At 41.8% G+C, this 24,851-nt stretch carries 19 protein-coding genes; 9 read left to right on the plus strand and 10 right to left on the minus strand.

Annotated elements, in window-relative coordinates:
- Positions 1 to 11 precede the first annotated feature (11 nt).
- Positions 12 to 1,280, minus strand: a complete 1,269-nt coding sequence (locus tag ACLL8Z_RS01940) for a cytochrome c3 family protein (protein WP_411273066.1) — start codon at positions 1,278 to 1,280, stop codon at positions 12 to 14.
- 248 nt (positions 1,281 to 1,528) lie between these two features.
- Entirely contained in the window at positions 1,529 to 2,509 is a 981-nt protein-coding gene (locus tag ACLL8Z_RS01945; RefSeq protein ID WP_411273067.1) for a deoxyhypusine synthase family protein, read from the minus strand.
- A gap of 325 nt (positions 2,510 to 2,834) precedes the next feature.
- Between ACLL8Z_RS01945 and ACLL8Z_RS01950 the strand changes: the two genes are divergently transcribed.
- The gene (locus ACLL8Z_RS01950; RefSeq protein WP_411273068.1) at positions 2,835 to 4,499 is read left to right on the plus strand and encodes a M28 family metallopeptidase; all 1,665 of its coding nucleotides are present in this window, start codon (positions 2,835 to 2,837) and stop codon (positions 4,497 to 4,499) included.
- 96 nt (positions 4,500 to 4,595) lie between these two features.
- On the opposite strand, the gene ACLL8Z_RS01955 is transcribed toward ACLL8Z_RS01950, so the two are convergent.
- The 4 genes from ACLL8Z_RS01955 to ACLL8Z_RS01970 all read right to left on the minus strand — a co-directional run bounded on the left by ACLL8Z_RS01955 (position 4,596) and on the right by ACLL8Z_RS01970 (position 9,721).
- The gene (locus ACLL8Z_RS01955) at positions 4,596 to 5,384 is read right to left on the minus strand and encodes an ice-binding protein (RefSeq protein WP_411273069.1); all 789 of its coding nucleotides are present in this window, start codon (positions 5,382 to 5,384) and stop codon (positions 4,596 to 4,598) included.
- Positions 5,385 to 5,512: 128 nt separating this feature from the next.
- Positions 5,513 to 5,947 (minus strand): response regulator, encoded by a 435-nt coding sequence (locus ACLL8Z_RS01960; RefSeq protein WP_411273070.1) that lies wholly within the window; start codon positions 5,945 to 5,947, stop codon positions 5,513 to 5,515.
- Positions 5,947 to 9,009 carry an ATP-binding protein gene (locus ACLL8Z_RS01965; protein ID WP_411273071.1) on the minus strand — a complete coding sequence of 1,021 codons (3,063 nt, stop codon included), beginning with the start codon at positions 9,007 to 9,009 and terminating at the stop codon, positions 5,947 to 5,949. Before ACLL8Z_RS01965 ends, ACLL8Z_RS01960 begins: the two co-directional genes overlap by 1 nt.
- 94 nt (positions 9,010 to 9,103) lie before the next feature.
- Positions 9,104 to 9,721: a helix-turn-helix domain-containing protein gene (locus ACLL8Z_RS01970; protein WP_411273072.1), complete on the minus strand. Its 618-nt coding sequence runs from the start codon at positions 9,719 to 9,721 to the stop codon at positions 9,104 to 9,106.
- Between the two features lie 206 nt (positions 9,722 to 9,927).
- On the opposite strand from ACLL8Z_RS01970, the gene ACLL8Z_RS01975 reads away from it, so the two are divergent.
- The 5 genes from ACLL8Z_RS01975 (at position 9,928) to ACLL8Z_RS01995 (ending at position 17,083) form a co-directional block, all read left to right on the plus strand.
- On the plus strand, positions 9,928 to 11,061 hold the full coding sequence (locus ACLL8Z_RS01975; RefSeq protein WP_411273073.1) for a BamA/TamA family outer membrane protein: 1,134 nt from the start codon (positions 9,928 to 9,930) through the stop codon (positions 11,059 to 11,061).
- Positions 11,062 to 11,123: 62 nt separating this feature from the next.
- Positions 11,124 to 12,407: a hypothetical protein gene (locus ACLL8Z_RS01980; RefSeq protein ID WP_411273074.1), complete on the plus strand. Its 1,284-nt coding sequence runs from the start codon at positions 11,124 to 11,126 to the stop codon at positions 12,405 to 12,407.
- Between the two features lie 26 nt (positions 12,408 to 12,433).
- Positions 12,434 to 13,933, plus strand: coding sequence for a serine hydrolase (locus tag ACLL8Z_RS01985; protein ID WP_411273075.1), 1,500 nt, complete (start codon positions 12,434 to 12,436; stop codon positions 13,931 to 13,933).
- Positions 13,934 to 14,016: 83 nt separating this feature from the next.
- Positions 14,017 to 15,294, plus strand: a complete 1,278-nt coding sequence (locus tag ACLL8Z_RS01990; protein ID WP_411273076.1) for a serine hydrolase domain-containing protein — start codon at positions 14,017 to 14,019, stop codon at positions 15,292 to 15,294.
- A gap of 199 nt (positions 15,295 to 15,493) precedes the next feature.
- Positions 15,494 to 17,083 carry an N-acyl-D-amino-acid deacylase family protein gene (locus tag ACLL8Z_RS01995; RefSeq protein ID WP_411273077.1) on the plus strand — a complete coding sequence of 530 codons (1,590 nt, stop codon included), beginning with the start codon at positions 15,494 to 15,496 and terminating at the stop codon, positions 17,081 to 17,083.
- Positions 17,084 to 17,132: 49 nt separating this feature from the next.
- Here ACLL8Z_RS01995 and ACLL8Z_RS02000 read toward each other — a convergent pair whose 3' ends face one another.
- The gene (locus ACLL8Z_RS02000) at positions 17,133 to 17,918 is read right to left on the minus strand and encodes an O-methyltransferase (RefSeq protein ID WP_411273078.1); all 786 of its coding nucleotides are present in this window, start codon (positions 17,916 to 17,918) and stop codon (positions 17,133 to 17,135) included.
- A 62-nt stretch (positions 17,919 to 17,980) separates the two neighbouring features.
- Between ACLL8Z_RS02000 and ACLL8Z_RS02005 the strand changes: the two genes are divergently transcribed.
- Positions 17,981 to 18,865, plus strand: coding sequence for a transglutaminase-like domain-containing protein (locus tag ACLL8Z_RS02005; RefSeq protein WP_411273079.1), 885 nt, complete (start codon positions 17,981 to 17,983; stop codon positions 18,863 to 18,865).
- Between the two features lie 90 nt (positions 18,866 to 18,955).
- On the opposite strand, the gene prfB is transcribed toward ACLL8Z_RS02005, so the two are convergent.
- Positions 18,956 to 20,033, minus strand: a protein-coding gene (gene prfB / locus ACLL8Z_RS02010; RefSeq protein ID WP_411273080.1) for a peptide chain release factor 2 whose coding sequence is annotated in 2 segments (ribosomal slippage) — positions 18,956 to 19,972 and positions 19,974 to 20,033 — 1,077 coding nt in all. Because the reading frame shifts where the segments join, the coding sequence is not laid out codon by codon here.
- An 82-nt stretch (positions 20,034 to 20,115) separates the two neighbouring features.
- On the opposite strand from prfB, the gene ACLL8Z_RS02015 reads away from it, so the two are divergent.
- Entirely contained in the window at positions 20,116 to 20,565 is a 450-nt protein-coding gene (locus tag ACLL8Z_RS02015; RefSeq protein WP_411273081.1) for a DMT family transporter, read from the plus strand.
- Positions 20,566 to 20,625: 60 nt separating this feature from the next.
- Here ACLL8Z_RS02015 and ACLL8Z_RS02020 read toward each other — a convergent pair whose 3' ends face one another.
- On the minus strand, positions 20,626 to 22,029 hold the full coding sequence (locus ACLL8Z_RS02020; RefSeq protein ID WP_411273082.1) for a M16 family metallopeptidase: 1,404 nt from the start codon (positions 22,027 to 22,029) through the stop codon (positions 20,626 to 20,628).
- A gap of 4 nt (positions 22,030 to 22,033) precedes the next feature.
- Positions 22,034 to 23,347 carry a M16 family metallopeptidase gene (locus ACLL8Z_RS02025; RefSeq protein WP_411273083.1) on the minus strand — a complete coding sequence of 438 codons (1,314 nt, stop codon included), beginning with the start codon at positions 23,345 to 23,347 and terminating at the stop codon, positions 22,034 to 22,036.
- Between the two features lie 89 nt (positions 23,348 to 23,436).
- On the opposite strand from ACLL8Z_RS02025, the gene pgi reads away from it, so the two are divergent.
- Positions 23,437 to 24,851, plus strand: a 1,415-nt coding sequence (gene pgi / locus ACLL8Z_RS02030) for a glucose-6-phosphate isomerase (RefSeq protein WP_411273084.1), incomplete at its 3' end; no start/stop codon positions are given.

A 24,851-nucleotide genomic window follows, 5' to 3' on the forward strand; every position in this document is an offset into this window, starting at 1 on the left:
AAATTCTATTCTTAGTAGTGGCACTTGCTACATTCCAAACCGCCCAGTACTGCTGCTGAAACTTTTTCACCTTTTTTTAATTTATCATGAGCGGCAATCAGTCTGTCATAGTATGGGTTGTCTTTATGATTTACTTCAGTTTCCTTATGACAATTTATACACCATTTCATTGTTAGAGGTGAGTACTGGTAAACTTCCTGCATCGTCTGGATAGGTCCGTGACATTTCTGACATTCTATCCCTGCAACTGAAACGTGCTGTGAGTGATTGAAATAAGCAAGATCCGGCAGATTGTGTATACGGATCCACTCAACTGGTTTGGTGTTATTCCCGTATTGTTTTGTGGTTTCATTGTAATCCAGCGCCTGGTAGATCTTTTGTATTTCGGGCGATGTTTTCCCAGCATACTTTTCTGATGCCGTAACGTAATTATGGCAGTTCATACAAACATTCAATGATGGAATGGAAGCGTTTTTTGAAGTAAATGCGCCTGAATGGCAATATTGACAATCAATCTTATTCAATCCTGCGTGAAGCTGGTGAGAAAATTTGATAGGTTGTACCGGTTGATATCCCGTGTGAACACCTGTTTCCCACATTCCCTTCCAACCTGCTGATCCAAGAGTAATGATTAAAAGAAGTACAATAAACATGATGAACTTCTTGTTTTTTGAAAGTTTCTTTAGACCTGCAAACTTGTCTGTCGGTTTATGTTCTTCCTCTTCAACAAGAATACCTTGTTTTTGAAGCATTACGCGCTCCAGGGTGCTGACCACCCGGTTAAGAACCACTATAACAATAAAGGCTATGATAATAACGGCAAGAAGGCCGAAGATCATGAAGTTACTGATACCTCCGGAACCCTCTGCAGCAGCCGCACCTGCTTCTGCAGTACCAGCGGCAGGCTTCGGATCGCCAACTTTCACATAAGCAATGATATTTTTAATATCATCGTCCGATAATTCAGGGAAGGCCGACATCATTGCGGGCGAATACTGGCCTGCTGCAACTGCCTTTGGATCACCACTTGCGATGAACGAAGGAGCGTTTTTGATCCATTTGATCAAGAATGCTTCATCATATTTGGTGTCAATTCCAGCTAGTGCCGGACCAACAACAGCCTTATTAAGGGCGTGACAAGCGGTACATTTTTGTTTGAATATTGCTGCTCCCGCTGCTGCGTCCTGTGCGTATGTTACACAAACACCGGCGAGCATGAAGACACAAACGAGTACCAGCGACCTTGTAATACTTCTAAAAAACAATGAGATGCTTCTCATATCTAGTATTTAATGCTTAAAATTTGAAATGTATGATTAAAAAGCTGCCAACTATTACTAAGGCACTATTTTCGATGACAAAAGTAGGTTTTATTCGTCTAACCATGACAATTACGTGACCGATATTAGTAATTTATAATCGTTCTAAACTGATTTAAAACGAATTAATAATCAAACAGTTATACCCAATCAAAATATGTTATAAAACGCCGGTTATGAATTTTACTTGTTAATACCAGAACAGATAACTACTGCTTCAAAACCCACGCAAAAATTAATGGAGCCACTATAGTCGCGTCGGATTCCACGATAAATTTAGGTGTATGAATGTCAAGTTTACCCCAGGTAATCTTCTCATTTGGAACTGCGCCGGAATAAGATCCGAAGGATGTGGTGGAATCTGAGATCTGGCAGAAATAACTCCAGAAGGGAATATTTTCCATTTCCATATCCTGATAAAGCATTGGTACCACACAGATTGGGAAATCACCCGCTATACCACCTCCAATTTGAAAAAATCCAATTCCCTTACCTCCCGAATTTGCGATATACCATTCGGCCAGCCAGCCCATATACTCGATACCGCTTTTCATGGTCAGAGCCTTAAGCTCTTTTTTCATTACATAAGATGCGAAGATGTTACCCATAGTGGAATCTTCCCATCCTGGAACTACAATTGGCAAATTCTTTTCGGCTGCTGCCAGCATCCATGAATTTTTAGGATCGATCTCATAATATTGTTCAAGAACACCGCTCAACAACATTTTGTACATATACTCATGCGGAAAATATCTTTCACCCGCATTATCCGCATCTTTCCACAATTTGTGGATGTGCTTTTGCAGTCTTCTAAATGCTTCCTCTTCGGGAATGCACGTATCAGTAACACGATTGTAGTGGTTTTCAAGCAGATCCCATTCGTCCTGCGGACTCAGGTCGCGGTAATTTGGTACGCGTTTATAGTGTGAGTGTGCGACAAGATTCATAATATCTTCTTCAAGATTAGCTCCGGTACAAGAGATTATAGAAACTTTATCCTGGCGTATCATCTCCGCAAGAGAGATTCCAAGTTCTGCCGTACTCATAGCTCCGGCGAGGGTGATCATCATTTTACCACCTTCATCCAGGTGAGTTTCATACCCTTTCGCTGCATCCATTAACGCAGCCGAATTAAAATGCAGGTAATTTGTTTCGATAAAACGGGAGATCGGTCCTCTTTCAACAGCCATAAGTATTTATTTTAGGTGGCAAAATTAGGGTTATTTTCAATGGAACCAAGAACAAAGAACAAAGAACAAAGATCTGTGTGGCGTCTAAGCATAGCGCCTATTTTTTAACGCAGAGAACGCAGAGGTTTTCGCAGAGGGCGCAGAGAATGCCTCTCATTCAAGTGATCTTGCACAAATACTTTTCGTACCAAACTCTGCGCGCTCAGCGTGTACTCTGCGGCCTCTGCGTTTAAATTCGGTGGGTACGTCAGCCTATAGCTGAGAAAAGATTAAACACTCAGGGTATAAATCCATTTTCGTATCTTCATCCTACCAAACCAATCATATGACAACAAAACTCACCTGCCTTGCTTTTGCAGCAACCTTAATTTTCGCCTCCTGCAATAAAAGCCAGCCCATTTCTGACAACGATCAAGACGGGCTGGCTGCCTTCAGTGCCGATAGTCTGCGCCTCCATGTATCGCAACTTGCTGATGATTCTTTTCTCGGTCGTAAACCTTTTACTGAAGGGGAAACCAAGACTGTTGCCTACCTGCAGGCTCAATTTAAACAAGCCGGTCTGGAGCCCGGAAATGGCGAAAGCTATCTTCAGGAAGTACCGATGGTGAATATAAAAACCATTGCAGATCCGCTGATGAAAGTAAGCTCCGCAAAAGGAAATTTTGACCTTAAAGGGTTTGATGATTATGTGATCTGGACGGATAAGATCAGCGACAAGGTGAGCCTGAATAATGATGAGCTTGTATTTGCAGGCTACGGAGTTGTAGCTCCCGAACATAACTGGAATGATTATGAAGGGCTCGACGTCAAGGGGAAAGTAGTGTTGGTGATGGTAAATGACCCAGGTTTCGCGGCCGGTGATTCTACATTGTTTAAAGGAAAGACTATGACTTATTATGGCAGATGGACTTACAAATTTGAAGAAGCCGCCCGGCAGGGTGCAAAAGGCTGCCTGATTGTCCATACTACCGAAGGAGCAAGCTACCCATTTTCAGTAGTTCAGAATAACTGGAACGCATCAAAGCTTCGATTAGATGATCGCAAAAGTCCAAATGTATATACAGATATCAATGGCTGGCTCTCCCTTCCAGCAGCAAAACGTTTAGTAGCAGCAGCTGGTTTGGATAGTAGCAGCTTTTTCGCACAGGCGGATAAACGCGGCTTCAAGGCTTCAGCATTAAACCTAAGGCTTTCCACGAGCATGAAGGTCGAAACGACTTTCAATAAATCAATGAATGTTATTGGCAAAATAACGGGGAGCAAACGGCCTGATGAAGTTATAATCTATACCTCCCACTGGGATCACCTTGGCATTGGAAAACCAGATGAGACTGCCGATTCAATTTATAATGGCGCATTTGATAACGCAAGCGGAACTGCAAGTCTTTTAGAGTTAGCCAGGGCGTTTAAAAGTCTTAAAATACAGCCAGAACGTACGGTAATTATGCTCGCAGTTACAGCAGAAGAACAGGGTTTATGGGGTTCTGCATATTATGCTCAAAATCCTATCTACCCTGCGGCAAAAACGGTCGCTAATATTAACATCGACGGTTTAAACCCCTTTGAAAATACACGCGATATCATAACGGTCGGCGAGGGGCAGTCGGAACTGGAAGATTATCTCAAAACTGAGGCTGAGAAAGCGGGACGTATTCTTGCGTATGAACGACATCCGGAAGCAGGATACTATTACCGTTCGGATCATTTCAATTTTGCCAAAGTCGGTATTCCCGCTCTCTATACTTCTCGTGGGGTAAACGTGATTGGGAAAGAGGATGGCTACGGCGACAAAGCAGACGCCGAATACCGTGAGAAACATTATCATCGCCCATCAGATGAGTATGACGCATCGATTTGGACGTTTGCCGGAGGATTGGACGACCTGAAACTGTTGTTTCTGGTAGGAAAACGGCTGGCGTTTGAGACGACGATGCCAATGTGGAAAGAGGGTTCAGAATTTAAAGCGATACGGGAGAAAAATACCAGGTAGTATATATTAAAACACCACCGTATGCCAGGCAGTACGGTGGTGTAAAAATAGTGAAAGGTTAAATCACTTAATCGTAATTAATTGGACTATTTAAATTTATTGTGGTTGTGTAACTGTGTTCATTTGAAGAGTTGCCGCAGTTTGCGCTAATAACCGTCCGTTTATTGTTCCACCTGTTTGCAAATTAATGCCTGTCTTTCCTAAAATAATTCCTTCAAAGTGGCTGGTAGTTCCGAAAGTAACGGCGCCGGCAACTTGCCAATAAATATTTTTTGCTTGTGCACCTCCACTTAGGGTAACTCGCACTGCAGAACTCATGTCCAGAGTTCCGGCAACCTGGAATATCCAGACGTCATCAGCACTGCCCGAAATTGTAATATCGGTTGGGATGTTCACGGAACTTGTCCATTTATACAAGCCAGGTAAAAGGGTAGTTCCGCCAATAGTTCCAGCACCCAAATTTAAATAATCGGGATTTATACGACCTTCAGCGTCCAGGTAGGCAGTTTGCATATCACTTACAGCAGATGTAAGCATCGTGGCACTTGTTGTTTTACATGCAGGACCAGCGGCATCAACAGAAAATACGTTACCTGTTACTTCTCCACAACTAACTACCATAGCTGCACCGGTGATGGGACTTGTTCCAATATCTCCGGTTATAGTAGATTTATAAACGCTGGTTATTCCAGTCTTTGAAAGTATTGCAAAATTACCTGCTACTCCAAGATCTATCCCTTGCAAATTTTTTGTTAGCGGCTCAAGCGATGCTAACTTGTCGATAGAAGAAGCTTTGAATGCCTGGGTATCCTGATCTTTTTGACAACTTCCCATAAATACAACCAATAGCATTGCTATGATTGGGGTTACTATTTTGCTTTTCATTTTTTCTAGATAGATGTGACATCATTATCACGTAGCAAAGGTGTATCCTTTAAATTTGGGGACTGTTGCGTAATTTCGAATATAACTTGCGTAATTCACACATTTTCACGACATGAAAAGATGAGTAATCACATTCTCTCCATATACCAATTCAATTGCTTTTCCATTTTTTTGTAATGTAAGATAGTCTTAATTGCTTTTTGTAAGCGCATAAAAGCCGTTTCACTTTTTACTATGTAATCAAATGCCTGATGATGCATACAGTTTACAGCAACCTCTATACTATCCTGAGAGGATAGCATTATAACAGGAATTTGTGGATGGGATAAATTTATTTTATCCAACGTGTCAATCCCATTGATTGCAGTTTTGTCAATGCCATCAAGGTGATAATCTAGGATGATTACATCAGGGTTATGTGATAAATTCTCAATGCAAAGTTCGCCAGTTGTAAATGTTTCAATTGTACAATTTCCATTCTGTAAAAATTCTATCTCTAAAGACTTTAAAAACAATGGATCATCATCTACTAGGAAAAGTTTAATAATTTTTTCTTGCTTCATCAGTTCTGGTTTTTAATTTTAGTATACTCTTCTTCTAATTCTTCACAAGCTCTGGCACATACCTTTTCCAGCTGCAAGATCAAGTGAAACAACTCCTGTCTGTCTAGCAGACCAGTACCAGCATTTGTGGGGAAAGCTGCGTAGATGAATTCTTTCCCCGCATTTGCAGCCTGGGAGCATGCGCGCGCATGTTTCTGAATTTTTTTGGCCATATTTTCAAATTCGCAGTTAATCCCCATTATCGAAAACGATGGGATCATTTTATGAACTGCCGATTGCAATAGATTCCAATCTTCTTCCAGCAGACCTTTTTTCATTGCTGTAATCAGATGTGGAGTTTGCTCCAGGTAAAGCACAATCATTTCCATCATCAATGCCTGGTTTGATTTCGTACGACGCCTTAGATACTCCAGATCGGTGCACTTTACAATTCCAGTCGCCAACGCAGGATTCGCACCGGATAACTTATTCTTCGATACATTTGAATCACTAATCACTGTAGTTATCGGGATAGGTTTCTTTAGAAAACCAACTATTTTACTATATAACAATCTTTCTTCTACTGGCTTCGCGATGTAATCATTCATGCCAACAGCATTGCATTTCGCTAAATCCACTGTGGTTACGTCGGCAGTTAACGCTATAATTGGGATACTAGAATTCATTTTATTACGAATATATTCTGTCGCCTCAAAGCCGTTCATTTCGGGCATCTGTAAGTCCATTAAGATTATATCGTAGGGTTTTCCGGGTCCATTAGGCTCGACTTGAGATAATTTCTCGATCGCTATTTTTCCATTTGGCGCAATATCGCTTTCAAATCCAAAGTCATCTAACAATGTTTTCATTAGTAATTGATTAAGAGCGATATCTTCAACTACCAACACGTTAATATTTTTAATTTCTGTATCTAACTCCACCATTACGCTTTCTAGCTCTGCTTCGGCTTTTGTTTTTTGAAAACTTAATATGAAACTAAAAGTTGAACCTGTATCAATTTTACTTTGAACGCTAATCGTTCCACCCTGCTGTTCCACTAACTGTTTAACAATAGCCAGACCTAATCCGGTTCCTCCAAACAACCTGGAGGTGCCGCTTGATGCCTGCTGAAAGTTTTCGAAAATTCGCTCCAACGTACCTTCGGCTATTCCAATTCCGGTATCTGTAACCGCAAATTCTATCATCGCTTTGCCCTCATCGTCATCCGCCAACTGGCGCACACTTACTGTGATTTTACCCATTGATGTAAATTTCACTGCATTACTCACCAGATTTAAAATAATCTGGTGCAGACGCACGGGATCGCCAACCAGAACCTCAGGAATCTGGCTGTCATATTCTTTAACCAGCTCCAAGTTTTTTTCTTGAATTTTAGTCTCGAACAAATGGAGCATAGATGAAATTGATGCAGCCATTTTAAAAGGAGTTTTCTCAAAAGACATTTTACCCGCATCTACCTTTGCAAGGTCAAGGATGTCATTAATAAGTACTATAAGTGCATCACCACTTATTTTTATTGCGGTCAAATATTCCTGTTGCTTAACCGTCAAATTTGTTTTTAACATCACTTTTGTAAACCCAATAATTGCATTCATTGGTGTACGGATTTCATGGCTCATGTTAGACAAAAATTGCTGTTTCGCTTTCACAGCGTCTTCAGCGATTTGAGTGGCACTCTCGGCTTTGCTTTTTGCTACTTCTGCAATCTCCGTAGCTGTCTCAGCAAATACCTTCGCTTCGGTCAATTCTGTTGCAATTTTTTTTTGCTCAGTAACATCCCTGGCAACGATAACAACTCCAAGAACATTTCCTATATCGTCTTTATAGACTGATCCATTGAATAATACATCAGTCAGTTTTCCATCTTTATGACGAATTGTAAGGGGAGAATCTGCAACCGATCCTTTCGCGAATACTTTCTGATAGACTTCGCGAGCTTTTTGGGATTCGGTAAAATAATCAAAGAAGTCGGTACCGGTTAGTTTCTCCCTTGTTATGCCCGTAATATTTACGGTTGCCTGGTTCATGTCAGTAATCTTGCCTTCCGTACTTATTGTGACCAATGGATCCAGACTCGCCTCGATAAGACTTAGCGAATACTGAGAAGCTAATTTCACAGAATAACTGAATGCTTCTAATTCTTTATTCGCAATTTCCCGCTTTTCTTTCTCTTTGTTTTGAAAGTCAAGTTCTATATCGGCAATTACAAGCTCGGCAGCACGCTTCTCCTTCTCTCCGGTCTGGAAAATGAGTTCCTTGTTTGCGATGAATAATTCCGCGGCCCGCTTTTCTTTCTCATCATTCTGGAAGGCTAGTTCTTTATTGGCAATGATCAGCTCCTCCGCCCGCTTTTCTTTCTCGTCGTTCTGGAAAGCAAGCTCTTTATTGGCAATGATCAGCTCTTGCGCCCGCTTTTCTCGCTCATCATTCTGGAAAGCAAGCTCTTTATTGGCAATGATCAGCTCTTGTGCCCGCTTTTCTTTCTCATCGTTCTGAAATATCAGTTCTTTATTAGCAATGCTCAATTCTGCTGCGCGCTTTTCTTTTTCAGCGTTTTGAAACACAAGTTCTTTGTTAGCAATGATCAGCTCTGCTGCGCGCTTTTCTTTCTCCTCATCCTGAAATAAAAGCTCTTTGTTTGCAATAATTAGTTCGGCGGCACGCTTTTCTTTCTCCTCATCCTGAAACGCAAGTTCCAGGTTGGCAATGCCTAATTCAGCAGCCCGTTTTCCCTTCTCTTCATCCTGAAACGCAAGTTCTATGTTAGCAATGATCAACTCATCCGCCCGCTTTTCCTTTTCCTCATCCTGGTAGGCTAGTTCTTTGTTAGCAATGATTAGTTCATCTGCCCGCTTTTCTTTCTCCTCGTCCTGAAAAACAAGTTCCTTGTTAGCAATCCCCAGCTCTGCTGCACGTTTCACTTTCTCTTCCTTTTGAAAGACAAGCTCTTTACGGGCATTGATCAGCTCTGCTTTGAGTTTTTCTTTCTCCTCTTTTTGAAAGGCAAGCTCCATGCGGGCAATCATTAATTCGTCTACCTGTGTTATTTTTATTTTAGACATATTCTATCCCTACAAATCCTGGTTTATCGTTGCGATCACTAATAATTCACTTAACGCCAAAATGGCGTCCACTGCTCCGGAAATCTATCCCGGTTTATTTAATGCTATCCAGCCCCGACCTGTCTGCTGTTAAAGCGGGTAACATCCTGGATCCAATTTCTTCAATTGGGCTTCGTCTTTTGTTTTTCAATTGTTTAAAATGCGAAGGTGAGAGTCCTGTAACTTTTTTAAATTGATTGGATAGATGAGCAACGCTGCTGTAATTCATCTTCCAGGCGATCTCAGTAATGTTCAATTCGCCATAAATAATCAATTCCTTGATACGCTCAACCTTATGTGCGATGATGAATTTCTCAATTGTGGTTCCCTGTACTTCAGAAAATAAATTCGCTAAATATGTGTAATCGTGGTTCAATTTTTTGCTTAGAAAATCAGAGAAGTTTGTTTTCACCATTTCATTTGTATGATGAACCATTTCAACAATAGTATTTTTTATTCGCTCAATCAATACAGATCTCTTATCGTCCATTAGCTCTAATCCTGAAAGAAATAAAGCTGCTTTCACTTCTTCCCACTGCTCCAAAGAAATGTTTTCCATAATGTCTACTTCGCCTAGCTCCACAATGATATAATGTAGCCCGAGTTTTGTCAACTCTTCCTTCACTATCATTTTGCAGCGAATGGACACCATGTTCTTTATATAAAGCTTCATTTAAAAGGATTCTTTGAATAAGGTTTGTTTTGTGATAGACTGTACATCGATGATATCAAAGATACCCCATAATGTGACTATATAGATTTTATCAAATTATTCATTGAAAAATGACCCTTTATCTTACCTAAATGCCCGTTAGAGTAACATAGGTTAGCCGTTTTGAATGAACAATCATATCTTAGCATCCTTCATAAAAAAGTTCCATGCTTAAAAGCCACGTTCTTGTGATTATGATGCTGATAGTCAGCAGTTCAGCTTACGGCCAGCCTAAGTTTATTAAAAAATTATTTTCCAACCAAGCCGATACCACCCGATCCAGCAGCTTTCTACCTCTACCTGTTTTAAGTTATGCCCAGGAAACTGGTGTTGAGTTTGGTGCAGTAAGCCTTTATTCATTTTACACAGATCGAAAAGATACCCAAACGCGTGCATCCCGCCTGACGGGCGTTGCGACATTTACCACTAAAAGTCAGAGTAATTTCCAGCTAAAAAGCGATATCTGGTCCCCCGGAAACATGTTCCATTATACTTCTGAATTAAGATACCGGAACTTTCCGTTTAACTTTTATGGCATCGGTAATAACACGCTTGAGTCGAGTGAAGACCGCATTACACAGAAGTTATTCAGGGTAAGCGCTGGGGCAGAAAAGAAATTAGGGAAAATAACCTTCACCGGACTTAATATAGGTTATGATAATTACCGCTTTATAGATAAGGAGGCAGGAGGAACTTATAGTACTAACCCTTTTCTTATTGACCGGGACGGAGGACAAATACTATTCTTTGGTCTTTCCCAGATCATAGATAACCGTAATTCCAATACCTACACCACCAAAGGGACCTACCTCAAGCTAAATTACTCTTATGCCCCTTCATTTTTTGGCGGAGATAACTTTGATGGCGGTATATTTAAAGGTGATCTCCGAAGTTTCAGAAGCTTGAGTAAGAAACTTGTTTTGGGAGTGAACAGCATCTATCAGACCATTGGCAATGGCAACACACCCTTCTACCTGCTCCCCCAATTAGGCAATGACGAGATGATGCGGGGCTATTATTCAGGCCGTTACCGGGATGAAAATCTACTCGCCTTACAGGCCGAACTTCGCTTGCGATTAAATCCAAGATTTGGGTTCGTTGGCTTTGCCGGAACCGGAACCGTCTATGGCCACGGCGATTTCACTATTGCCGATCTGAAGCCCAGTATCGGCGGCGGATTCCGGTATTTCTTCGATATTGAAAAGGGATTAAGTGTCAGGATGGATTACGCCCTGGGCGAAAAACGTCAGGGTGAAGAACGCCAAAAAGGATTTTATTTAAGTTTAGGTGAATCCTTTTAATCTTCGAAGGTAATTTTGCTAATTTGCATACAGTTAGCTATTGCATTTTATAATCCACCCGTGTGAAAAGATTAAAACAACTCTTGTTTCTTTCATCCATCATTTTTCTTCTATCCTGTTCTCAAAAACAGTATGATGATTCAAGCTCCATAAATACGATTGCCCAAGACTACGTCCGGTTAGGCTTATTTATCGGGCAGTATGATTTAGACTTTGTAGATGCCTACTATGGACCCGACTCACTAAAGCCGGGTAGCAAACCAATTGATTTTCCTAAAGACAGTATCCTCAAGTCAATTACCCAAATGCGTAATGAACTTGAGAAGATTTCTGCCGAAGGTGATACAAATGCGTTAAGAGCTAAATGGATGTCAGGCCAATTAACTGCTTTCAGCCGTAGGGTTAAGATCTATACCGGTGAATTTGGTACTTTTGACGAAGAATCCAGGGATCTTTTTGGTACCAATGCACCAGTTTGGCCTGCGACCTATTATCAAATACTGATCGACTCTTTAGATCATCTTTTGCCCGGCCCTGGCAATGTACAAGACCGTTTCCAGAAGCTGGCAAACAAGTTCATCATCCCAAAGAACAAATTGGACACGGTGTTTAAGACTTCGATTGCTGAAGCAAAGAAGCTGACACTGGCTCATTACCAATTGCCTAAAGATGAAAAATTTACCCTGACATACGTAACCAATAAATCCTGGAGCGGCTATAACTGGTATAAAGGAAATTATACCAGCGAAATTCAGATTAATACAGATGTCCAGATATTTATTGAACGGGCAATTGATGTGGGCAGCCATGAAAGCTATCCCGGGCATCACGTTTATAATATGCTTCTCGAAAAAAATCTCTACCGCGACAAAGGCTGGGTAGAAATTTCCCTATATCCTCTTTTTAGCCCTCAATCGTTTATTGCTGAAGGCAGTGCTAACTATGGAATCGAACTAGCTTTCCCGGCAGATGATAAAGTACGCTTTTCGAAAGATGTTCTCCTCCCTCTGGCTGGATTGGATACTGCAGGTATAGATCTATATTTCAAAGCACTTGCTATACGAGGCAAACTCAATTACGCCAGAAACGATGCGGGACGGGGGCTTGTCAATGGAACTATGACGGATAAACAAGCATTAGAATGGTTAAAGAAATATTGCCTTTTTAACGAGGAAACCAGTCTTAAGTCTATCGCTTTTATAAAAAAATACCGCAGTTATGTAATCAACTATAATTATGGGTATGACGTGATAAAGAAATATGTGGAGAAAGGAAAAGATGATCATTGGGACGCTTTTTCGAACCTGCTTAGTAACCCTGTTACGACGGAAGACCTTTTGAAATAAAACAATTTAGAACCTACAAATAAATAATGAAGCGACTACTCCTGCTACTACTAATGTTCCCACTTTCAGTTTGGGCGCAAAACACAGACTACCCGGCAAAATTTTCAACCATTGATAACTATGCAAGTGAACTCCTTGAACAATGGAACATTCCCGGTATGGCTATTTCGATTGTGTATAAGGACAAAATAATCTATACTAAGGGCTACGGTTTCAGGGATCTTGAACAGAAATTACCTGCAACCGAAACAACACTATTCCCCATCGCTTCAAACACAAAATTGTTTACGTCGACAATTGCCTCACAATTGGCGGTTGAAGGTAAACTTAACCTCGATAAGCCTGTGCGCACCTACCTTCCAGCAATCGCCTTCTACAATGAAGAGCTAACTTCAAAAGTAACCTTACGGGATATGCTTAGCCACCGCACAGGACTTCCGGCATATGATGGGATTTGGGTAAATGCACCCTTCAAACGGACAGAAGCACTGAGCAAAATTGCTTATATGAAGCCTTCCTTAGGATTTCGTGAAGGATATATTTATAATAACATGATGTTTACGACTTCTGGTTTAGCAATTGAAAGTATAACCGGAAAATCCTGGGAAGAGAATGTTCGCGAGCGAATATTCAGACCGCTTGTAATGAACTCCAGTGGTTTTGCAGGGGAAGGTAAAAGGCCGGCACAGCATTCACAATCGTATTTCGACAATGAGCAGGGTAAACTTGTAGCCCGTACATTCAGTTCGCAAACTGAAACCTTGGGCCCGGCAGGTACCATTTATTCCAATATGAAAGATATGGGTAACTGGATGATCGCTCTGGTTAACAGCGGAAAGTTTCATGGAAAGCAGGCAATCCCGGCAACGGCAATAGCCGAAACCATGATTCCTCAAAACCTGTCGGATAAACGCGGGCGTTATGATGAGCTTTCTAATTCCATCTACGCCATGGGGAGGATCGTTCAAGCTTATAAAGGTACCAAGATAGTAAGCCATACTGGCTCTATCGATGGATTTTACTCTAATCTAACGTATTTGCCAAACGACAGCCTTGCCATTTTTATCGTACATAATTCAACGGCAGCAGGGTCACTTCGCTCGGTAATGAACCTTCCAATAATTGACATATTACTTGGGCGTGAGGCAACAGATTGGAGCGGCAGGTATAGAAAAGATTACCTTGATGGACAGGAACGCAGCAAGAAACAAATTGATTCCCTGAATGCTTCCCGGGTTAAAAATACCAATCCTTCACACGCCATCACAGACTATGCGGGTACATTTAAACACCCAGTCTACGGTGATATACAAATCGGTATTCAAGGCAACCAGCTCTCAATAAAATACAGGGGCCTTAGTGCTATGTTAGACCATTGGCATTATGACCAGTTTATTACTGTTGATGAAGGTAAAGGCTACCCCGATATGAAGATTAATTTCCTGACAAATGACCAAGGTGATATTGACCGAATGAGTACAAGACCTTTCGGGGATCCGGTGACGGAGTTTTTGAGGGGGAAATAGCGGAAAACTGAAATTAGAAAGCTAAAAGCGGAAAACTTAAGGCTATTAATCCGTAGAGAAATTAAATTAAATTATATAACCATATGAAAAGGAATTTACTATCAATATTATTTGTAGTTGCAGGAGCGCTTAGTGCTTTCGGGCAAATAATTACTGCATCTACTCCGGAAGCGGCGGGGTTTTCCTCTGAGCGGTTGAAACGGATTGACGTGGCAATGAACGATTGGGTAAACAAGGGTTATTTAAATGGAGCTTCGGCACTTATTATCCGAAACGGGAAAATGGCTTATTATAAAGCCGCTGGATATGATGACTTAAATACCAAAGCACCACTGCCAAAAGACGGCATTTTCAGAATTGCGTCTCAAAGTAAAGCGATCACAAGTGTGGCCATCATGATGCTTTTTGAAGAGGGCAAATTATTATTGAGCGACCCAGTTTCATTGTACATACCCTCATTTAAGGGTCAATCGGTAATGACTAAGTTTAACCCGGCAGATACAAGTTATACTGCCGAGCCTGCAAAGCGGGAAGTAACTATAAAAGATCTGCTCACCCACACTTCCGGAATTGGATATGCCCAGATTGGGTCAAAGGAAGCAACCGCCATTTACGCGAAAAGTAATCTTACCGCAGGAATCGGTATGAAGGATGCAAATCTTAAAGATGCAATGACAACCCTTGGAAAATTGCCGCTTATGCATCAGCCTGGTGAGAGATTCACTTACGGGTTAAATACCGACCTGCTGGGAGCTTTAGTGGAAATAATCTCAGGAGTAAGTCTGGACGAATTCTTTCGTATAAGAATTTTCGAACCGCTTGGAATGAAAGATACTTATTTCACAGTTCCTCAGTCTAAAGCAAACAGACTGGTAAATCTTTACACTGAAAAACAAGGTGGAATTTTAGAAAAGGCCACTGTACAAATGCTTAACGGACCTGTAACACCTAACTATCCTTTGGAAAAAACAACATATTTTTCAGGGGGTGCCGGTTTGAGCTCTACAATGTATGACTATGCTATATTCCTGCAAATGTTACTTAACGATGGAGAATACAACGGTAAACGGCTCCTTGCAAAAAATACTGTCAGAATGATGACTGTCAACCAGGTTGGTGACGTGAATATGGGCAACGATGATAAGTTTGGATTGGGTTTCCAGATCGTAACAGACAAAAGTAGTGGCCGTACTCCTGCTCAGGCCGGGACTTATGGATGGGGCGGGGCTTTTGGAACATCTTACTGGGTAGATCCAAAAGAGAAAATGGTTCTACTTATTTATCGCCAGATGCAGGCCAGAACTCATAATGAAGTGATTGAGAAGTTTAGGGCCTTGGTTTATGGGGCGTTGGAGGAGTGAAGTCTGAGGTCGGAGGTCGGAAGTCTGAGGTCGGAGGTCGGAGGTCTGAGGACTGAGGTCGGAGGTCTGAACTGGAGGCATAGGTTTACGAGGTTTTTAGTAGATGCCTTGATATTTTGAAACAGTAAATAATATCTTTGGGAGTGTGAAGTTCGGGGCAAACCCGGGAGCTTCACGTCGATTAGAAATATATCTTAAAATGAAAAAAATCTTAGTATGCCTGGCTTTTTTGGCAATTGCTCTTAGCTCTTCGGCTCAAACTGCCTTGCCGATTGCAGACCTGATTATTCGTAATGGAAAAGTACTGGACGGTTCGGGGAATTCGTGGTTTTATGGAGATGTGGCTATAAAAGACGGCAAGATTCTCAGAGTTGGCAATCTAGGTGAACTCAGAGCCGCTAAAACTATTGATGCGAAGGGATTAATACTAGCGCCCGGGTTCATCGACGTTCATGGTCATATTGAAAAAGGTGTGGTTGGAACTCCTACAGCAGATAATTATATCCTCGACGGTGTTACAACTGTTATTACCGGAAATTGCGGGGGATCAGAAGAGAACATCAGCGGATATTTGCGTTTGGTGGATAGCATTCGTCCCTCCATCAATATTGCTTCCCTGATCGGGCATAATACAGTTCGTGCACAGGTTCTGCAACGTGCTAACCGTGCCCCGAGTGCTGATGAGCAAAAACAGATGGATGAACTGGTGGCAAAAGCTATGAGAAATGGAGCTGTAGGCCTTTCTACTGGCCTTATCTATATTCCCGGAACCTTTGCAAAAACTGAAGAGGTAGTAAGCCTTGCAAAGGCTGCTGCGAGATACAACGGAGTGTATGCCTCTCACATCCGGGATGAGGAGAATAATGCGGTTGAGGCGATAAACGAGGCGATAAATATCGGCAAAGAAGCTAATATTCCTGTTCAAATCTCCCATTTCAAGGTTGGAGGAAAATCAAATTGGGGTAAATCGAACATTACGCTGGGGCTCATTAAAAAGGCCCGCGAAGACGGATGGGAAGTAACGATCGATCAGTATCCGTATACTGCGAGCAGCACCAACCTCGGTGTACGTCTCCCGGACTGGACATTTCAGGGTGGAGACGACTCCATGAAAGTTAGATTAACAGATCCGGAAACACGCTCGAAGATCAAAAAAGAAATGCTTCAGCAGCTTAAAGATTACGCGTTCCCTAATTACTCGTATGCAGTTGTGGCCAGTTACGCGCCAGACTCAACGTATAACGGTAAGAACATCTCTCAGATAAATAAACTTTTGGGGAAGAAATCTAATGCAAAAAATGAAGCCGAAACGATCATGGATATGGTTCTTGCTGGCGGTGCACAGATGGTTTATAACAGCATGAATGAAGATGATGTGAAACACATAATGAAATATCCATTCAGCATGTTCGCAGCCGATGCCGGAATCCGCGTTTTCGGTCAGGGAATGCCTCACCCACGTGGTTATGGAACTAATGCCCGGGTTCTGGGGAAATATGTGCGTGACGAAAAAGTTATATCACTGGAAGATGCTATACGGAGAATGACGTCGCTTCCGGCTCAAAAGTTTGGTCTAAACGACCGCGGCCATATTCTCCCGAACTTTGCTGCAGATATTGTAATATTCAGCGAAGCCGAGGTTCAGGATTTGTCAACTTTTCAGCAGCCACATGCCTATTCGAAAGGGTTTAAATATGTGATTGTGAACGGCGAATTAGTTGTCGAGAATGAAAAACATTTAGGAACGAAGAGTGGAAGAGCTTTGTACGGACAAGCTTATGTTAAGTAATTGAGAAAGGGGAATGAACGCTGTCAAATTCTCCATTTTCAATTCTCAATTAATATCTAATCCGAAAGTCTTCCTTCGCCTGCCCCTTCCTGACAAACACCAGTCCAATCCAAAACAGGTCAATCGTAACGGTAACGTCAGGATGGGCTTTGATCTCGTTCCAGGCTTCTTTCATTCCTTGACTCCAGTAGATGTCGTCGAATATCATAATAGACTTTTCGCCTAGTTTTGGCAGACACCAACGGAAATAGTTGAGCGTGGCATCCTTGCGGTGATTACCATCAATGAAGATGAAATCGAGGTGAGGAAGAACGGAAATGACACCGGGCAATAGTTTGTCGAAGTTACCGACCAATATTCCGGAATTGGTGATTCCAAGACTCGACAGATTTTCTTCTGCAATTGCAGCAGTTTCCGGGCAGCCTTCAATGCTTATTACCTGTGCTTCAGGCGCCGCAGTGGCTAGGTAAGCGGTAGTTAACCCTAAACAGGTCCCCAGTTCGACAATATTATCCGGTTTGGTATCGGCAGCTAGCCGATGAATGAGTTGTGCAAGTTTCGCGGGCTTTAAAGCGTTCTTTGCTAAGGTTTTAACTTGCTTTTGTCTATTATTGTTGACGTGCGAACCTGCCCCAAGGTCAGTGATATTGATATTACGCTCGTCGCGTAGCAGCACCTCTCTCAAGGATTCAATTTTATCATATTGAGGTTTGGCATGAAAATCGTAAATAACTTTATCAATCAGGCGGTAGGCAAAGGGCGAATGCACCCCATGACGGGTTTTTGATCTTAACCGATGCTTAATATAGTCGACTGCTAGCCGCAGATTTATCATAGCTTGCAAAGATAGGGAGGAGAAGTCGGCTCCACCGCATTTTTCGTAATTTTGCGTACAACATGAATGAAAAGGAAGTAGAATCGCTGATAAAATTACTTGATGATCCGGATCTGGAAATAGCGAATCACGTTGAGGAAAAGCTATTGTCTTATGGAAATGAGGTAATTCTGCATCTGGAGAATGCCTGGGGACAATCGCTGGACTCGATTTTACAAGAGCGAATAGAAAACCTTGTTCATAAGATCCAGTTTCATAATATTAAAAAGGAACTGGAACTATGGTATATAGGCGGCTCGTTCGACCTTTTGCAAGGAATACTTATCATCAATAAGTATCAATACCCTGATCTTGATGAACAAAAAATAATAAACCAGCTGGAAGATATTAAGCGTGAGATCTGGATGCAGTTGATCTACGACATGACCCCCGTGGAAAAGGTCAAGCTTATCAATCATGTACTTTATGGTGCTAATGGGTTCACAGGTAATACCACTAATCACCAGGATCCGCAGAATTCTTATTTAAGCCAGGTGCTTGAAACCCGGAAAGGTAATCAGATCCTGCTTGCTATACTTTATTCGATAATTGCACAAAAATTGGATATTCCTATTTATGGCGTTAATCTCCCTCAGCATTTTATTCTTGCCTATGTAGATGAAACTCCGGCTGAGAGCATTATGGTTTCGGGTGATTTGTTTGAAGACAGAATCCTTTTTTACATTAATGCCTTTAACAAAGGTTTTATTTTTGGCCGCAAAGACGTAGATGCATTCCTAAAGCAATTAAACTTAAATCAAAACGAGCATTTTTATGAGCCCTGTACAAATGTGGATATCATACAGCGAGTGCTCAGGAATTTGATAAGCGCTTATGAAAAGCTCTCTGCAGTTGAGAAGGTGGGGGAACTTGAGGAGTTACTAGCGATGTTCCCTGAACCAAAATAGACAAAGGAACATAGAACAAAGATCAAGGACAAAACGTACCTAATATCACGGCTCGGTCCTTACACTTTGTTCCTTGCTCCTTGGTCTTCCTTAAAATTCCATCAAATAGGACTTTAAAAACTCATCCAAATCACCATCCAAAACTGCCTGCGCATTTGATGTTTCATGGTTGGTTCTGAGATCTTTTACGAGTTTATATGGGTGAAGAACATAGTTTCGGATCTGGGATCCCCACTCAATCTTTTTCTTGTTTCCCTCGATACTTGCAGAGGCCTCCCTGCGCTTACGCATCTCCACTTCGTAGAGCTGCGATTTTAATAAACGGATCGCATTTTCTTTGTTCTGCAGTTGAGATCGGGATTCCTGGTTTTTGATAATAATACCGGAAGGTTTGTGGTATAACCTTACCGCAGTTTCAACCTTATTTACGTTTTGCCCGCCGGCTCCACCCGAACGAAAAGTCTCAAAGTCGATATCAGATGGGTTTACATCTATTTCTATCGTATCATCGACCAATGGATAAACATAAACCGAAGCGAATGAAGTGTGTCGTTTGGCATTAGAATCGAAAGGTGAAATTCTCACCAGGCGGTGTACCCCATTCTCCCCTTTAAGGTAGCCATATGCAAAATTTCCTTCGAGCTGAATTGTCACTGTTTTTATACCCGCAACATCCCCCTCCTGATAATCCTGCTCGCTCACCTTGAATCCATGTTTTTCACCCCACATTACATACATGCGCAAAAGCATCGCCGCCCAGTCGCAGCTTTCTGTTCCGCCCGCACCGGCTGTAATTTGCATAACAGCGTTCAACTGATCCTCTTCGGAGCTAAGCATATTTTTAAACTCCAAATCTTCAACCTTTTGTAAAGTGAGTTCGTATTGCTCTTTAAGATCGGCCTCTGTAGCGTCTCCCGACTGGAAAAAATCGAGCATAACTGTTGCGTCATCCACAGAAGTTTCAGCTCCCTGGAATTCATCGGTCCACTTCTTTTTGGTATTTATAGAATGAAGGGCTTTCTCAGCCTCTTTTGGGTCGTCCCAGAAATCCGGCCGGAGTGCTATGTCCTGCTCGTTCTTAAGATCATCTAGCTTCTTGTCGATGTCAAAGATGCCTCCTCAGAGACGTTATTCTGTCTCTTAAATCCGTAATGTTTTCTTTGGTCATGATGCAAAAATATAAAAATTTGCATCTCTGACAGAATTTTCATCTGACAGACTTTGGTTACATTTGACCTAAATCTGAAAGTATGAACAATTACGTCTATTACATCCTCGCGATTTTAGCAGGACTTGCCATAGCTACACAAGCCGGTGTGAACGCTCAGCTGAGAATCGTTGTGGGAAACCCTGTCATCGCTGCATTGGTTTCCTTTTTAGTGGGAAGCTTTGCCCTTCTACTATATATCTTATTTTTTCAAAGGGAAAGCCTGAATGGACTGTCGAATCTGAGCGGTATCGCCTGGCATAAATGGACTGGTGGGCTAATTGGTGCATTATATGTAAGCGGGGTAATTATTATCGCTCCGCGTATCGGAGCAGCAAATACAACAGGTCTGATCGTAGCCGGGCAGATACTTTTTGCTCTCTTTTTAGATCATTTCGGCTACCTCGGATTTATTCAGCATTCATTCAATATGATGCGGCTAGCAGGAGCATTTTTGCTGATAGCAGGAGTTTTCCTTATTCTAAAAAATTAAATATTAACAAGTACGCCCACCAAACTTATAACCTATAACTTACAACCTACAACTTATATCTCAAAACCCGTCCGCCTTAATTTCCTTAGTCACCACAGGTCCATACTTTTCAGTAATCTTCTTAATTTCCTCTGATTTTCCGATTACTACAAACTGTAATTTATCTTTCGGGAAATATTTGTTAATGATCTCCTTAGACTTCGCGGCAGTGAGCCCATCTACATTTTTCTCGAAATTATTAATAAAGGACTCATCAAATCCATACCAGAACATCTGAGTTAATAAGCCGGCAAGCTGTCCGGCTGTCTCATATCGTGGAGGGAATTGACCTTTCACATAATTCTTAGCGGAAGCAAGGGTTTTATCACTAAATCCTTTTTTGTGAAGGCTGTCCAGCACCTGTAGCGCTTTATCAATGGTCGCTTCAGTAGTTTTATTAGCTGTAAATGTGGAAATAGCAAAAGTCCCGGAGTTCTTTAACGGAGTGAAGCGGCTATTCGCGCCGTAAGTCAGCCCAGAATTCACACGAAGCTCATCATTTAGCCAGGAAGTAAAGCGACCTCCAAACACCGTGTTTACTACATCAATAGCCACAAAGTCGGGGTTATCCCTACGGATACCCAAGCCGCCGATTAGGAAAGTTGTTTCGCGTGCATCTTCTTTATTTACAAGCAATATTCTTGCTGAAGGAATTGCGGGAACATTCTGCGCAGCGAGATTTGCTTGTGCCGTACCGTTATTTTTCCAGGCTCCAAACAAAGACTCAATGCGCGTCCGCATTTCTTTGCTATTGAAATCGCCTGCTATAGCAATTGCCGCACCTTTTGGCGAATAATTTGATGAATAGAAATTCTTAAGATCTTCAACAGTAAATTTACCGACCGTTGCAGGACTTCCTGTTAAGGGATTACCATATACGTGATCTCCATAAACAAATTTATCCCAGTACGAGGCGATTACATTTCGCGGGCTTTGCTTTGCCTGGTCAAGGCTGGTCAGGACTCTTTTTCTCTCTTTCTCAAATTCATCCTTATCGAAAATCGGATCTATCAAGACTTCTTTCAGAATAGGCAGAACTTTACCGGCATCTTTTGAAGCAAATTTAGAAGATAAACCCGCTGATTCTTTGCTGGCAAAAGTATTCAAACTGGCGCCAATGAAATCCAGTTCTTCTTCAATTTTAGTTTTAGAGTAACTTTTCGTGCCATACTGAAGGCCGGAGGCAGTGAGTGAAGCAAGGCCGGAGCTAGATCCATCGTAGATTGCACCTGCAGGAAGTATTGCTGAAACGCTGATCACCGGAACTTCATGCTGTTCCATCAGGTAAACTGTCAAGCCATTCGATAAGGTAAACTTCTCGTAAGCTGGAACCTTAAACGGAGCCTGTTTAATTTGCGCGCTCGACGGGAGAGCGGTTATGATCAGCGCTATTGTTGAAAGTATATAGTTCGTAATTCTATTCATCGCTTTAATCCTCAACGTTAGTTTTTAATATGCCTACAGTACGATTGGATTTCTTGAAATACTCATTTGCTACGCGTTTAACATCGTCCGCTGTTACTTTGGAGTATTCTGCGGGCGCGTCAAACATTTTGCGGTAATCACCAAAAAATACCTCATAAGTCCCGATATTATTTGATTTACCATTAATCGTTTCCAGCTGGGAATAAAACTCCATTAATTTCTGATTTTTGATCTTCTGCAATTCCTGCGCAGTTATTCCATCCTTCTTAACCTTTTCAATCTCTTCGTATACTGCTTTTTCAAGATCAGCATCCTTAACATCCTTTGCACTTTGCATATAAAACAGGAAGAGATTTGGATCAAAACTTTCGCTAAAATCAGTGAATACGGTTGTTGCCAATTGTTTTTTATCTACCAGTGCTGAGTAAAGGCGGGATGAATTTCCGTTGCTTAGAATGGAGCTCAAGATACTCAGCGCATAATAATCCTTATGTTTTGCTTCAGGAGTGTGATATCCAATCATCATGTAAGGAGTCGGTACATCTTTCTGAACAGTCACGCGGCGTTCGCCTGTTTGCGGGGGTTCTATAAGGTGTACGGGTTGAGGATCTGGCCCTTTGGGTATATTGGCAAGGTATTTCTCAGCCAGCACTTTAACCTGATCAACTTTGACGTTTCCAGAAACAACTACTACACAATTATTTGGAGCATAATATGTCTTGAAATATTTCTCAAGATCTTCCTTTGTCCAGTTTTTGATATCGCTTTCATATCCGATCACTGTCCAATGATATGGATGTTCCTGAAATGCAGTAGCATTTACCGCATCGCCGAGCATGCTCCAGGGGGAATTTTCTAGTGATGTGCTTCTTTCTGAAAGAACTACTCCCCGTTCGCTTTCAACCATTTTTGGGTCGATGCTCAAACTGGAGATACGATCGCCTTCAAGATCAAAAATAGTTTCCATCGCACTTACTGGAAACCAGTTAGTATAAACTGTTACGTTTTGAGTGGTATATGCATTATTGGCCCCCCCATTAAACTCCATTGTCTGGTCGAACATCTTGGGCCCGTACTTCTTAGCGCCATTAAACATCATATGTTCGAAGAAGTGTGATAAACCGGTTATGCCAGGATATTCGTTCCTGGAGCCGACTTTGTAAAATAAATACATATTCGCATTAGGAATAGAACTATCTTCAAGCACGAGGAATTTCATACCGTTCTTCAAGGTGAAAGACTTCACATCATCGGCTTTTGTCTGCGCAAATAGTGGAATGCAGCAGCCCATCAGTAAAATGGTTAATAATTTCTTCATTATTTATTCTTTTTTGGTAAGGATAAAGTCAAATTAATGCATATAAATCTAATTTTACAATTAATTAAACCAGAATAACATCTCCACCTATGCTTCCACGTCAAAATTTTACCTCCTTGCACGCCTTCAAAGCATTAGCTCTGCATTACGATCAAATCAAAAAGCACCATTTGCAAGATCTTTTTCGTGATGAAGCCAGATTTGATAAATTTTCTATAGGTTTTGGTGATATACTGCTTGACTACTCTAAGAACCACATAAATGAGGAAACTCATAAACTGCTTGTCGAACTGGCACAGGAAAGTGGTTTGAAGGAAGCTATTGAGGCTATGTTTTCTGGTGAGAAGATAAATGAGACGGAAGACAGGGCGGTGTTGCATACGGCCCTGAGAAATCCGGAAAGAAGCGGCTTTTTACTGGAAGGTAAAGACGTATTAGCCGACATCCATCGCGTTCTTGATAAAGTGGAAAAATTTTCAGCGAAAGTAATCAGCGGTGAGTGGAAAGGGTATAGCGGGAAGTCTATCGAACATATTGTGAACATTGGTATTGGTGGTTCAGATCTGGGGCCGGTAATGGTTACGGAAGCTCTTAAGCCCTACAGTAATCACCTGCAGCTGCATTTTGTTTCTAATGTGGATGGTTCGCACATTGCTGAAACACTAAAGAAAGTTGATCCTGAAACCACCCTTTTCATGATCGCCTCCAAAACCTTCACTACCCAGGAAACGATGGCCAACGCCTATTCGGCACGCGATTGGTTCCTGAACATTGGCGGCTCAAAACAATATGTAGCTAAACATTTTGTCGCCATATCTACCAATGAAGCGGGTGTATCTGAATTTGGTATCGACACCGAAAACATGTTTGAGTTCTGGGACTGGGTTGGCGGCAGGTATTCTCTATGGAGCGCAATTGGATTGAGTATTGCTTGCGCGATTGGATTCGACAACTTTAAGCAGCTGCTTGCAGGCGCACATGAAACGGATAAACATTTCCGAAATACCGACTTCAAAGAAAACATACCCGTAACACTTGCCCTGCTTGGTATCTGGTACACAAATTTTTTTAACGCACAAAGCCAGGCAATTTTGCCTTACGACCAATATATGCATCGCTTTGCAGCATACTTTCAACAGGGCGATATGGAAAGTAATGGTAAATCGACCGACCGCGATGGGGACGCTATCGATTATCAAACCGGGCCGGTTATTTGGGGTGAGCCGGGCACCAACGGACAACATGCATTCTACCAGCTTATCCATCAGGGCACTAAATTAATTCCATGTGATTTTATCGCACCTGCTCAAAGTCACAATCCAATCGGCAATCATCACCAATTACTGCTTTCCAATTTCTTTGCTCAAACTGAGGCGCTTATGAATGGCAAAAAAAGATCGGAAGTTGAAGCAGAGCTTAAGGCCGCAGGGAAAAAGGCCAGGGAAATTGTAGAACTCGCACCTTTCAAAGTTTTCGACGGCGATAAACCTACTAACTCCATACT

Source organism: Daejeonella sp., from assembly GCF_046590655.1.
GTDB lineage: Bacteria > Bacteroidota > Bacteroidia > Sphingobacteriales > Sphingobacteriaceae > Daejeonella.